Raw genomic sequence first — 11061 nt, 5'->3', positions numbered from 1 at the left:
TCCCGGTACCAGAGGTTCAACGGACGCGTCTTAGGCTTGGTGGATGCCGGGACGAGCCCGGCATGACGTTTGTGACTCTAGCCTATCCCCTCAACCGCGTTACACTCCCCTTACGGAGGGACCCCTATGCCACAGACGCTCGACCGTTTCCGTTCTTCGACCTGGGGCTGGCTGCGCGGCACGCTGGCCGGGTGGGGAACGCTGTTGCTGGTGCCGATCGGCGCGATCGGAGCTTTGATGACGGGGATGCTCTACCCGCTCGCTTTCATCGCGCTCGCGCTGCTGATCGCGGCGGTGAAGTGGTTCCAGAATCTCGCCACCACTTACGAGGTGACCCAGGATCGGCTGATCCTCCATCGCGGCATCCTCAGGAAATCGATCGACGAGATCGAGCTGTACCGGATCAAGGACATCCGGATCGACTTTTCGCTGATCAATCAATGGGCGGGGATCGGCACAATCACCTTGCTGTCCAGCGACGAGACCACCGCCGGGCGGCCGTTCGCGATCCGCAATATCGAGCAGGCGCAGGCGCGGCGCGAGAAATTGCGCGACTTGGTGAACGCCGCCCGGCGGGCACGCGGCGTGCGCGAGTTCGACATGGTGCAGGAAGCAACCATGCCATGACGCCGCCCGCGTTCAGGCAACCCGGGGCGGACAGCGCGCGTTCAGTCGGTAACAGGTAAATGCCGTGCGACGATGACCGCAACGATCACTCCCGAGCGCCTCAAGGGCTTGATCGGCGCCGCTTTGGTGCAGGCGGCGATCCTGTATCTGTTGGTCGCGGGGCTGGTCGTGAACCTGCCGACGATCGGGGCGGTCAAAAACGACTTGCTTGCCTTCGTGCCGCCACCGCCGCCGCCCGAAATCAAGATCGAGACCCAGCCCAAGCCGAGCCATAAGACCGAAGGCAAGGCCGCGCCGCCCAATATCAAGTCCAAGGCTACCGAAGTGACCGCGCCGCCGGTACCGACGCCGCCCGTCCCTCCCCCGCCGCTGCCCGCCGCCGAAAAACCGTTTCAGGGCAATCAGTCGACCCAGGGCGCCGCGCCGGTTGCGGGCCCGGGCACCGGCGCTGGCGGAATCGGCAATGGCACCGGAAGCGGCGGTGCAGGTGATGGAGATGGCGACGGCTATGGCAACGACACCGAGCCGCGGCTCAAAAGCGGGCGAATGCGCCGCGGGGACGTGCCCGACGCGATTTGGGACCAAATCGATCGCGAAGCGACCGTCGGAGTCCGCTATTTCGTCAATGTCGACGGCAGCGTCAGCGGATGCCGTGTGACCCGCTCAAGCGGTATCGTCGCTCTCGACGGTCTGACCTGCCGACTGATGGAGCAGCGCTATCGCTACAAGCCGTCCTATGATGAGGACGGCAGACCTGTCCGGTCCATTGTCTACCACAATTTCACGTGGGAGGCGCCGCCCGAGGAGCGCCGCGATCGCGACGATCGCGACGACCGTTAAAGCGCCGCCAGATCGATCGCCCCGTTCTTGTCGAGCGTCTCCGCCGCGTCGGGCATCGGATATTTGAGCCCTGTCGCGCAATTGAAGAGCACCACCTCATCCTCTACGTCGACCAGCCCGTCGGCGAGCGCCTGGCGATAGGCAGCGAGCGTCGCGCCGCCTTCGGGGCAGAGCAACAGGCCGTCTTTCCTCGCGCAATCGTCCGCCGCGCGCAGGATCGCGGGATCGCCAACTGCGACGGCCTTACCGCCGCTCTGGCGCACCGCACGCAGGATCAGGAAATCGCCGACCGCCTTGGGCACGCGGATGCCGGCAGCGACGGTATGCGCGTCTTCCCAGCGTTCGGCATGGACCTCACCCGCTTCGAATGCGCGGACAATCGGGGCGCAGCCCGAGGCCTGGACCGCGAACATCTTCGGGCGCTCAGGGCCGATCCAGCCGAGCTGTTCGAGCTCGTCGAACGCTTTCCACATGCCGATCAGGCCGGTGCCGCCGCCGGTCGGATAGAAGATCGCCTTGGGCAGCCGCCAACCCAATTGCGCCGCGAGTTCGAGGCCCATCGTCTTCTTGCCCTCGATCCGATACGGCTCCTTGAGCGTCGAGAAATCGAACCAATGGCCCTCGGCGGCGCCCTTGCCGACGATCGCACCGCATTCGTCGATCAGCCCGTTGACGCGGTAGACGCGCGCACCCTGCGCCGCGATCTCGCGCACGTTGATCTCCGGCGTGTCGTCGGGGCACAAAACGATCGTCTCGATGCCGACCCGGCTGGCATAGGCCGCGAGCGCGGCACCGGCATTGCCGTTGGTCGGCATCGCGATCTTGGTGACGCCCAATTCCTTGGCCATCGCCACCGCCATGACCAGCCCGCGCGCCTTGAACGACCCGGTCGGCAAGCGGCCTTCGTCCTTCACCAGCACATTGGGGCCGCCGGATTTGGCGATCGGTACCAAAGGTGTCTCGATCTCGCCCAGACTGACGATGTTTTCGGTGTGCCGCACCGGCAGCAACTCGCGCCAGCGCCACAGATCAGTCGGCCGCGCCTCGACCATCGCGCGCGGCACGAACCCTCGCACCGCTGCTAGATCGTAGCGCACGAGCAGCGGCCGCCCGGCGCGCGACAGACCATACAGTTGGTCCGCCTCATAGTGCTCACCGGTCAGCGAGCATTCGAGATGCGTGACGAAGGTCGGACGCTCGGCGGTGAGGTTTGAGTTCATTCCCACGCCATATCAACCCGATCCCCCTTGCGGGAGGGGGTGAAGCAGGAGGGGCGGAAATTCCCTCCAAATTCCTCCCCGAGCTCGCTCGGGGAGGGGGACCAAGACGCAAAGCGGCTTGGTGGAGGGACTCTTTAGCGGCCGTCCTCGCCGCTTCGCGGCTGCGGCCCCTCCACCACTCGGCTACGCCGAGCGGTCCCCCTCCCCAAGCAAGCTTGGGGAGGAATTGATAACGCTCTCCTCACTCCGGCTTCTTCGCGACACCCACAAGCGACGGGCGCAGCAGCCGGTCCTTCAGCATATAACCCGCCTGCATTTCCTGGACGATCGTGCCGGGCGGCTCGTCCGACGGGATTTCGAGCATCGCCTGGTGCTGGTTGGGGTCGAGCGGCAGGCCCATGGCGGCGATCCTGGTGACGCCGTTGCGCTGGAACACGCCATCGAGTTCGCGCTGGGTCGCCTCGAGTCCGACGATCAGGCCCTTCAGCCGATCGTCTTCGCGCAGGTCCGCGGGGATCGCCGACAGACCGCGCGCCAGATTGTCGGCGACCGACAATATCTCGCGCGCGAAGCTGGTCACGGCATAAGCGCGCGTATCGGCGGCTTCCTTTTCGGCGCGGCGGCGGACGTTCTGCGCTTCGGCATGGGCGTACATCACCGCGGCCTTGGCCTCGGCGAGTTCGGCTTCCAGTTGCGCGACGCGGTCATGCTCGGCCAATTCGGGCGCGGCCTCCGCGGTTTCGGCGCGCAGGTCCTCCGCGCCATTGGCGGTGGTGGTGTTCTTGTCGTCTTCGGTCATCATTCTCTTCGTCTTGGCCCCGAAAATTGCTGGCTCTCAACCGATCAAACGGGAGAGGGTTGCGGCGGTGAAATCCACCATGGGCACGACTCGCGCATAGTTCAACCGGGTCGGCCCGATTACCCCCACCACGCCGACCACGCGCCCGTCGATCCCGCGGAAAGGCCGCGCGATCACCGACGACCCCGACAGCGCGAACAATTTGTTCTCCGCGCCGATGAAGATGCGGGTCGATTCGGCGGTTCGCGCGCTGTCGAGCAGTCCGGCGATTTCCTGCTTGCCCTCGAGATCGTCCAGCAGGTCGCGGACGCGTTCGAGATCCTCGGCCGCGGCCGCGTCGATCAACCGCCCCTGCCCGCGCACGATCAGCACCGGCCGGCGATCCGAATCCTCGCTCCACACGGCGATGCCCTGTTCGATCAACGTCGCCGCGGCCTGATCGAGCGCGGCGCGGTCGGCGGCAAGTTGGCGGTCGAGTCGCGCCCGCGCTTCGGCCAGGGTCAGCCCCGCGAGCGTCGCCGACATGTAATTGCCCGCTTCGACCAAGGCCGCCTGGCTGGTGCCGGGCGCGAGATCGACGACGCGATTCTCGACCTGGCCGTCATCGCCGACGATCACCGCGAGCGCGCGGCCCGGCGACAAAGGCACGAAACTGATCTGGCGCAGCACCAATTCGCTTCTCGGTACCAGCACCAATCCAGCGCAGGCCGACAATCCGCTGAGCGCCGCCGTAGTAGCGGCCAGCGCTTCCTCGACCGGCCCGGAGCGCACCGCCCTGCCCTCGATCGCCGCGCGTTCTTCTAGGCTGGGCTCGGCAACGCGCATCATGCCGTCGACGAACAATCGCAGGCCCGTGTCGGTCGGCATCCGCCCCGCGCTGGTATGCGGATGGCTGAGCAGCCCGAGCGCCTCGAGCTCCGCCATGACGTTACGGATCGACGCCGGCGACAGGCTGAACGCGCCGGCATCGGCGAGCGTGCGCGATCCCACCGGCTGGCCGGTGTCGAGATAGCCTTCCACGACCGCACGAAAGATGTCGCGCGCGCGATCGGACAATTCGGTGACGGCGGGGGCGGTCATGCCGCTGATCTAGGCGGCGTAGCCCCGCTGCTCAATCCCACCACTCCCCGCAATGCTTTCATCCAGGTGATTGCCGCCCGTGGCTTGAGGCCCCAGGGTCTGTACTCAGTTACCGCGAGGTCGTGACGGAGCCGATTTTGGTGTCCGGCGAGGAGCAAGGAGGGAGTGATGCTGATAGCATCGTGACCGACGCGCGACGATGAACAGGTCGCCGTGTCCCCCGGACACGGCTAAAACTGCCGGGGGCAGTTTGACCTGTTCATCCGGGCACCAAAATCGGCCCGCCGCTTCGCGGTTGCGCGCAGGAGCCCGCCGGTGAGGCAGGCCGCCATGCCCCCCGGGCATGGCTGAAACTGTCCGGGGGACAGTTTCACCTGCTCACCGTCGTTTGCTTGCGCGTAGCTTCTGCTACGCGACTGCGCTGCACTCCTCGTCAGCGAGCTCTTGCGCGCAATCACGATCCTTGCGGCAACTGAGTACAGACCCTAGGGCCGTCGCGACCTTTATCAGGAGACTTACATGCGCCCCAGCGGCCGCGCCCCCGATCAGATGCGTACGATCACCATCGAACCCCATTTCACCAAGCATGCCGAAGGGTCGGTGCTGGTCGGGTTCGGCGACACCAAGGTGCTGGTGACCGCCTCGGTCGAGGATCGCCTGCCGCCCTGGCTGCGCGGCAAGGGGTCGGGCTGGGTGACCGCGGAATATGGCATGCTGCCCCGCGCCACGCACACGCGCGGCGCCCGCGAGGCGGCGCGCGGCAAGCAATCTGGGCGCACGCAGGAGATTCAGCGGTTGATCGGGCGCAGCCTGCGCGCGGTGACCGACCTGACGCTGCTCGGCGAGCATCAGATCACCCTCGATTGCGACGTCATCCAGGCCGATGGCGGCACGCGCACCGCGTCGATCTCGGGTGCCTGGGTCGCGCTCAGGCTGGCGATCAACGGACTGATGCGCGACGGCAAGATCGCCAACGATCCGCTGACGCAGAAGGTCGCGGCGGTCAGCTGCGGCATCTTCAAGGGCACGCCGGTGCTCGACCTCGATTATGACGAGGATTCGAATGCCGATGCCGATGCCAATTTCGTGCTGCTCGAGAACGGCCATATCGCCGAAGCGCAAGCGACCGCCGAACATGCAACCTATGACGAGGAAGCGTTGTTGAGGCTGCTGCGGCTCGCGCGGATCGGTTGCAATGAGATTTTCGCGGCGCAAGCGAAAGCGGTTGGATCGGCAGGATGAGCGGCGAGAGCGATTATCCCCAGGCGATCCGCAAGCTCGCCCCCGGCAAGCTGGTCATCGCCAGCCACAACGAGGGCAAGGTGCGCGAGATCGAGGCGCTGCTGGGGCCGTATGGCATCCAGCCGGTGTCGGCGAAATCGCTCGATCTGCCCGAGCCCGAGGAAACCGGCACGACCTTCGTCGCCAATGCCGAATTGAAGGCGCTGCAGGCGGCCGACCTGTCGGGCCTGCCCGCCCTGGCCGACGACAGCGGCCTGTGCGTCGAGGCGCTGAACGGCGATCCGGGCATCTTCTCGGCGCGATGGGCCGGGCCGGGCAAGGATTTCGGTTTGGCGATGAAGCTGGTTGAAGACAATCTCGCCGCGACCGGCCCTGACGCCGTCCGCGACGCCCATTTCGTCTGCGCGCTGGCGCTGGCCTGGCCCGACGGCCATGTCGAATGGTTCGAAGGACGCGTCGACGGCGTGCTGGTCTGGCCGCCGCGCGGCGAGCATGGCTTCGGCTATGACCCGATGTTCCTGCCCGACGGCCACGACCGCACGTTCGGCGAGATGATGCCGGACGAAAAGACCCCGCTGACGCACCGCGCGGCGGCGTTCAGGCAATTGGTCGAAGCGGTTCTCTGACCATAAGCCTCCCCTCCCTCGAAGGGAGGGGAGTTCGGTTTACCGCGGGGTTTCGCCATAGAAATTGCCCGGCTCGGAATAACGGCAGACGAGATAGTCGTCCTCGCCATTATTCGCGAGCGCGCAGCCGACGCGGCGGGTCGAGCGCCAGATGATCTGGGTATAATGCCCGACATCGTCCCAATTGCCGGTGGTCGACAGATTGGGCATCACGCCGTCGCGGTAGAATTTCTTCTCGTCGACCCACATGCCGACCATCTGCTGATAGCTGTACGCGTCCTGGGTGCCCATGAAGAGGTTCTCGCCCTCTCCGTCAGGGTCATATTCCCGCGGTCATTTTCCGAGTGATAGAAGCTGCTCGTGCCCGCCAGATGGTCGGCCCATTGCTGGGCATCGACCGCGAGATTGTCGTCCCAGGTGATCTCGGGCACGCCAGCGGCGCGGCGCGCCTCGTTCTGGCTGTCGAGCATCGCGCGGATGAACGCGGCGCCGCCCGGACGCGGCATCGGCGCGTTCGCGGTCAGCGACAACAGCGCGATCGCGGCGAGGAAACGATAGCGGGTCATGGCCGCGCTTTCTCGCGCGCAGCGCGTTAACGAAAGCTCCGCGCGAAGGCTTAAAGCGCCCTCAACCCTATCACGTTGCCGGGCGGGGCATAGCGGCACACCAGATAATCGTCTCGGTCGTTGCTGGCGATCGCGCAGCCGACCCGCGTCGTCGTCCGCCAGACGATCTGGGTGTAATGCGCCACGGCCTCACCGTTACCGGTGGTGCTGAAATCGGGCGCGGGTCCGTTCACGAACCACTTCCGCTCGTCGATCCAGTACTGGATCATCTCGGCAAAGGAATAAGCGTCGCGTGTGCCGGTGAAGAGATTCTCGCCCTCACGCCCAGGCCCCATCGGCTGTGGCGCGTGCTGGAAGCGGCGGGTGCGGGCGAGTTCCCGGGCGTAATCCATCGCATGCGCGGCGAGACCCTCGTCCCAGGCGAGCGGTGGAACGCCGACCGCGCGGCGCGTGTCATTATGCCTGGCGAGCATGACCTGGCGCAGCAACGCGCCGCCGCGCTGTGCGGGCGCGGAGCCGTTGCGCGGCTCGACCACGCGCTCCGGACCGCTTGATGCGCCGCACGCAGTCAGCAGCGCCATCGCCAATAGCGCGATCCCCGCTTTCCTGATCATGCGCGCGTCTCCATATGCACGGGTCAGATGACCGACCCTCTCGCCTTATACGTCCATTGGCCGTTTTGCGTCTCGAAATGTCCCTATTGCGACTTCAACAGCCATGTTCGCGAGAGGGTCGATCAGGAAATGTGGCGCAACGCGCTGCTCGCCGATCTGGCGCATGAAGCGTCGATACTGCCCGGACGGCGGCTGGGGTCGATCTTCTTCGGCGGCGGCACGCCCTCGCTGATGCCGCCGGCGACGGTAGCGGCGCTGCTCGATGCCGCCGAGCGGGCCTGGGGTTTCGAGCCGGGGATCGAGATAACGCTGGAGGCCAACCCGTCATCGGTCGAGGCGGCGCGGTTCGCCGATCTCGCCGCGGCCGGGGTCAATCGGGTGAGCTTGGGCCTGCAGGCACTCGACAACGAAACCCTGGCGTTTCTGGGCCGCGCACATGACGTGACCGAGGGCTTGGCCGCGCTCGACACCGCGCAGCGCGTGTTTGAACGGGTCAGCTTCGACCTGATCTACGCTCGCCCCGATCAGGGATTGGCGGACTGGCATGCCGAACTCGCCCGTGCGCTGTCGTTCGGCACCGAGCATCTGTCGCTTTATCAGCTGACGATCGAGCCCGGCACGCGGTTCCAGACCGAGGCGCTGGCTGGGCGGCTCGTACTGCCCGACGACGACCGCGCCGCCGATCTGTTCGAACTCACGCGCGCGCTGACCGCGAGCGCGGGCATGCCGGCGTACGAGATTTCCAACCATGCGCGTCCCGGCGCGGAAAGCCGGCACAACCTGACCTATTGGCGCTATCAGGATTATGCCGGGATCGGGCCGGGCGCGCATGGCCGGCGCGCTGGCGTCGCGACGCAGCGGCGGCGCAAGCCCGAGAACTGGATCGAGGCGGTCGCGCGCAATAGCCACGGCATCGAGCTAGAGGACGCACTTGCTCCCCGCGAACGCGCGATCGAGGCAATGTTGATGGGGCTGCGCCTGGCCGAGGGGATAGACCTGGATCGGATCGCGACGCTGGGCGAACAGCCGATCGATAAACTGGCAGACGGGCCGGCAATCGAGCGGCTAGCCGCTCAGGGATTGCTCGAACGGGACGGCGCACACTTACGAGCCACCGATGCGGGCATGCCTGTGCTCAACGCCATCCTGGGCGACATCGTTCGCGTCCCCGAGACGACCTGAAATTCTCCCTACGCGAGCGTGGGGAGGGAGACCGCCGGCGAAGACGGTGGTGGGGGGCGTAGCCGCGAAGCGGCGAGGACGGGATTCTCCCCTCCACCGCCTTCGGCGGTCCCCCTCCCCATCTGCGATGGGGAGGATTTGCGGCTCGTTAGAACCCGGCTGGCGCGGGCGAAATCGTCACGGTCGTGCCGCCACGAATTTCCTGCACTTCGAGCGCGCGTTCAGCGATACCGTCGCGGCTGAACCGGAATGCGCCGTCGATGCCCGAAAAGCCGTCCCGGTCGCGCAAACGATCCTCCGGGAAGGGCGCGCCGATCCGCCAATCGCGCGCGATCCGGATGGTCAGCAGCACGGCGTCATAACCCATGCTCGACAGGCGATAGGGCGCGGCGCCGAACCGCGCGCGGTATTTGACCGCATATTGGCGATAGAGATTGTCCGGTACGCTGGCGAACCAGGCGCCGTTGAGCGCAGGTTTGGCAGCGATCGACGCCTCGGTATTCCAGCGTTCGGTGCCGAGCACGCGTGCGCCGGCCTCTCCGTTGCGGCGCAGCAGCGGGATGATCCCCGCTGCCGTTGCGCCATCATCGACGACCAGGACCGCGCCGACCGACCCCGCCTTGCCGAGCCGCAGCGTCGCGCCGGTAATCGACGGATTGCTATGGTCGTAATTCTGCAGCGAGATCACCTGGCCCTTGGCGGATTCGACGGCACGCAGGAAAGCGGTCGACGCGCGTTGGCCATAGATTCCGTTGGCGACCAAGCCACCATAAGTGGTGATCCCCTGGTCGCGGGCATAATCGACGACGCGTTCGATCGACTGTGCCGGCGAATAGCCCATCAAATAGGCGCCCGACCCGGCCAGGCTCGAATCGTTGGAGAAACTGATCACCGGCACCCCGGCGCGCCTAGCGATCGGGCTGACCAGGCGAACGTCCTCGGCAAGCAACGGCCCGAGAATCACCCGCGCGCCGTCATCGATCGCGCGCTGCGCCGCCGCGGCCGCACCGGTCGCGGTGTCGTAGGTGGTGATGCGCAGCGAGCTATTGTTGGTATCGAGCAACGCCAACTGGGTCGCGTTGGCGATACTCTTGCCGACGCCAGCATTGGCGCCGGTCAACGGGACCAGCAAGGCGACCATGTGATGCTCGTTATCGGTCGGCAAGCCCGGCATCACCGGAGGCGCAACCGGCGGCGCGACGACCGCGGGACCACGCTCTACCGGGGGCGCGCCGCGCGGCACGACGGTCGAGCACGCGCTGAGCACAAACAGCCCGAACAGGAAAACCGCCCGCTTTAGTTGCGTCAGTCGTTGCGGTGCGGTTGCTGCCTCTGCCATGACGATCCCCTGATGTCTGATGTTCTTATGCCCGGTCTCTACATCGTCGCCACCCCGATCGGCAATCTCGGTGACCTGTCGCCGCGCGCGGCACACGTGCTGTCGAATGCTGCCCTGGTCGCGGTCGAAGATACGCGCGTGACGGCCGGACTGTTCCGGCACATCGGCATAAAGCGGCCGATGATCGCTTATCACGACCACAATGCCGACCGCGTCCGCCCCGGCCTGATCGAGCGGATGGGGCGGGAAGCGATCGCGCTGGTGAGCGACGCCGGAACCCCGCTGATCTCCGATCCAGGCTATAAACTGGTGCGCGACGCGCGCGCGGCCGGGCACGCGGTCGTCACGATCCCGGGCCCTTGCGCGGCGATCGCGGCGCTGACCCTGGCTGGCCTACCGACCGATCGGTTCCTGTTCATCGGTTTCCTGCCGGCCAAGGCCGGCGCCAAGGCGGAGGCGATTGCCGAAGTGGCGGCCATTCGCGCGACATTGGTACTGTACGAATCGGGGCCGCGGCTGGCGGCGACGTTGGCTCTGCTGGCGGAAAAGCTCGGCGACCGCGAAGCAGCGGTGACGCGCGAAATCACCAAGAAGTTCGAGGAAGCAGTGACGGGTACCCTGTCAACGCTTGCCGCTCGTTACGCCGAGGCGGCGCCCAAGGGGGAGATCGTCGTGGTGGTGGCGCCGCCCGGCGAAGCGGCACCGGCGAGCGACGAGGATGCGGATAGCGCGCTCGCCGAAGCATTGACGAGGTTACCCGCGAGCAAGGCAGCGAGCGAAGTGGCCAAGCGGCTGAACCTCGATCGGCGGGAGCTCTATGCGCGGGCGATGGAGATGAAGAAATGACAAGAACGATCAGTAATAGCCCCTCCCCTTCAGGGGAGGGGTTGGGGTGGGGGAGGCTTGGCTGAGCACCGGAAACCCAA

At 66.3% G+C, this 11061-nt stretch carries 13 protein-coding genes and 1 pseudogene; 7 read left to right on the top strand and 7 right to left on the bottom strand.

What is annotated here, in order from left to right; all coding sequences use genetic code 11:
- Window positions 1–126 precede the first annotated feature (126 nt).
- Both SPR01S_RS19935 and SPR01S_RS19930 read left to right on the top strand, forming a co-directional pair.
- Complete coding sequence (locus tag SPR01S_RS19935) at window positions 127–627, top strand: PH domain-containing protein (RefSeq protein ID WP_066593267.1); 501 nt, start codon at window positions 127–129, stop codon at window positions 625–627.
- A 72-nt stretch (window positions 628–699) separates the two neighbouring features.
- Window positions 700–1467 (top strand): energy transducer TonB, encoded by a 768-nt coding sequence (locus SPR01S_RS19930; RefSeq protein ID WP_084251318.1) that lies wholly within the window; start codon window positions 700–702, stop codon window positions 1465–1467.
- Here the strand turns inward: SPR01S_RS19930 and SPR01S_RS19925 are convergent.
- From SPR01S_RS19925 to hrcA, 3 genes are all read right to left on the bottom strand, one after another.
- Window positions 1464–2687 carry a threonine synthase gene (locus SPR01S_RS19925; protein WP_066593265.1) on the bottom strand — a complete coding sequence of 408 codons (1224 nt, stop codon included), beginning with the start codon at window positions 2685–2687 and terminating at the stop codon, window positions 1464–1466. The two genes, SPR01S_RS19930 and SPR01S_RS19925, sit on opposite strands and share 4 nt — an antisense overlap.
- A 241-nt stretch (window positions 2688–2928) precedes the next feature.
- Window positions 2929–3486, bottom strand: a complete 558-nt coding sequence (locus SPR01S_RS19920) for a nucleotide exchange factor GrpE (protein ID WP_066593269.1) — start codon at window positions 3484–3486, stop codon at window positions 2929–2931.
- 36 nt (window positions 3487–3522) lie between these two features.
- Window positions 3523–4566, bottom strand: coding sequence for a heat-inducible transcriptional repressor HrcA (hrcA, locus tag SPR01S_RS19915; RefSeq protein WP_066593259.1), 1044 nt, complete (start codon window positions 4564–4566; stop codon window positions 3523–3525).
- Window positions 4567–5085: 519 nt separating this feature from the next.
- Here hrcA and rph point away from each other — a divergent pair.
- Window positions 5086–5808, top strand: coding sequence for a ribonuclease PH (gene rph, locus SPR01S_RS19910; protein ID WP_066593258.1), 723 nt, complete (start codon window positions 5086–5088; stop codon window positions 5806–5808).
- Complete coding sequence (gene rdgB / locus SPR01S_RS19905) at window positions 5805–6434, top strand: RdgB/HAM1 family non-canonical purine NTP pyrophosphatase (RefSeq protein WP_066593249.1); 630 nt, start codon at window positions 5805–5807, stop codon at window positions 6432–6434. The genes rph and rdgB overlap by 4 nt, the downstream gene beginning before the upstream one ends.
- A gap of 39 nt (window positions 6435–6473) precedes the next feature.
- Here the strand turns inward: rdgB and SPR01S_RS22140 are convergent.
- Both SPR01S_RS22140 and SPR01S_RS22210 read right to left on the bottom strand, forming a co-directional pair.
- Window positions 6474–6737 (bottom strand): annotated as a pseudogene (locus tag SPR01S_RS22140) (CAP domain-containing protein); the annotation flags it as partial.
- Entirely contained in the window at window positions 6644–6865 is a 222-nt protein-coding gene (locus SPR01S_RS22210) for a CAP domain-containing protein (protein ID WP_369405275.1), read from the bottom strand. The pseudogene SPR01S_RS22140 and the gene SPR01S_RS22210, both read right to left, overlap by 94 nt.
- On the opposite strand from SPR01S_RS22210, the gene SPR01S_RS22075 reads away from it, so the two are divergent.
- A complete protein-coding gene (locus tag SPR01S_RS22075) occupies window positions 6795–6992 on the top strand; it encodes a hypothetical protein (protein WP_245662134.1) in 198 nt (65 codons plus the stop codon). The genes SPR01S_RS22210 and SPR01S_RS22075 overlap by 71 nt on opposite strands.
- A gap of 58 nt (window positions 6993–7050) precedes the next feature.
- Here SPR01S_RS22075 and SPR01S_RS19895 read toward each other — a convergent pair whose 3' ends face one another.
- Window positions 7051–7614, bottom strand: a complete 564-nt coding sequence (locus SPR01S_RS19895) for a CAP domain-containing protein (protein WP_066593246.1) — start codon at window positions 7612–7614, stop codon at window positions 7051–7053.
- A 27-nt stretch (window positions 7615–7641) separates the two neighbouring features.
- Here SPR01S_RS19895 and hemW point away from each other — a divergent pair, with 27 nt between their 5' ends.
- Window positions 7642–8796: a radical SAM family heme chaperone HemW gene (gene hemW, locus SPR01S_RS19890; protein ID WP_066593237.1), complete on the top strand. Its 1155-nt coding sequence runs from the start codon at window positions 7642–7644 to the stop codon at window positions 8794–8796.
- 148 nt (window positions 8797–8944) lie between these two features.
- Here the strand turns inward: hemW and SPR01S_RS19885 are convergent, their stop codons facing one another.
- A complete protein-coding gene (locus SPR01S_RS19885; protein ID WP_066593232.1) occupies window positions 8945–10135 on the bottom strand; it encodes a penicillin-binding protein activator in 1191 nt (396 codons plus the stop codon).
- A gap of 12 nt (window positions 10136–10147) precedes the next feature.
- Between SPR01S_RS19885 and rsmI the strand changes: the two genes are divergently transcribed.
- Window positions 10148–10981 carry a 16S rRNA (cytidine(1402)-2'-O)-methyltransferase gene (gene rsmI / locus SPR01S_RS19880; protein WP_066593231.1) on the top strand — a complete coding sequence of 278 codons (834 nt, stop codon included), beginning with the start codon at window positions 10148–10150 and terminating at the stop codon, window positions 10979–10981.
- The last annotated feature ends 80 nt before the right edge of the window (window positions 10982–11061 follow it).

The sequence above is a fragment of the Sphingomonas pruni NBRC 15498 genome (assembly GCF_001598455.1).
GTDB classification, from domain to species: Bacteria; Pseudomonadota; Alphaproteobacteria; order Sphingomonadales; family Sphingomonadaceae; genus Sphingomonas; species Sphingomonas pruni.
The sequence above is the reverse complement of the archived record's forward strand: the minus strand, read 5'-3'. Positions and strand labels throughout refer to the sequence as shown.

Excerpts from the sequence above, each read along its gene's own strand:
- hrcA (WP_066593259.1), bottom strand. The coding sequence starts at position 4,566 with ATGACCGCCCCCGCCGTCACCGAATTGTCCGATCGCGCGCGCGACATC.
- rsmI (WP_066593231.1), top strand. The coding sequence starts at position 10,148 with ATGTCTGATGTTCTTATGCCCGGTCTCTACATCGTCGCCACCCCGATC.
- hemW (WP_066593237.1), top strand. The coding sequence starts at position 7,642 with ATGACCGACCCTCTCGCCTTATACGTCCATTGGCCGTTTTGCGTCTCG.
- SPR01S_RS19885 (WP_066593232.1), bottom strand. The coding sequence starts at position 10,135 with ATGGCAGAGGCAGCAACCGCACCGCAACGACTGACGCAACTAAAGCGG.
- SPR01S_RS19895 (WP_066593246.1), bottom strand. The coding sequence starts at position 7,614 with ATGATCAGGAAAGCGGGGATCGCGCTATTGGCGATGGCGCTGCTGACT.
- rph (WP_066593258.1), top strand. The coding sequence starts at position 5,086 with ATGCGCCCCAGCGGCCGCGCCCCCGATCAGATGCGTACGATCACCATC.
- rdgB (WP_066593249.1), top strand. The coding sequence starts at position 5,805 with ATGAGCGGCGAGAGCGATTATCCCCAGGCGATCCGCAAGCTCGCCCCC.
- SPR01S_RS19920 (WP_066593269.1), bottom strand. The coding sequence starts at position 3,486 with ATGACCGAAGACGACAAGAACACCACCACCGCCAATGGCGCGGAGGAC.
- SPR01S_RS19930 (WP_084251318.1), top strand. The coding sequence starts at position 700 with ATGACCGCAACGATCACTCCCGAGCGCCTCAAGGGCTTGATCGGCGCC.
- SPR01S_RS19925 (WP_066593265.1), bottom strand. The coding sequence starts at position 2,687 with ATGAACTCAAACCTCACCGCCGAGCGTCCGACCTTCGTCACGCATCTC.
- SPR01S_RS19935 (WP_066593267.1), top strand. The coding sequence starts at position 127 with ATGCCACAGACGCTCGACCGTTTCCGTTCTTCGACCTGGGGCTGGCTG.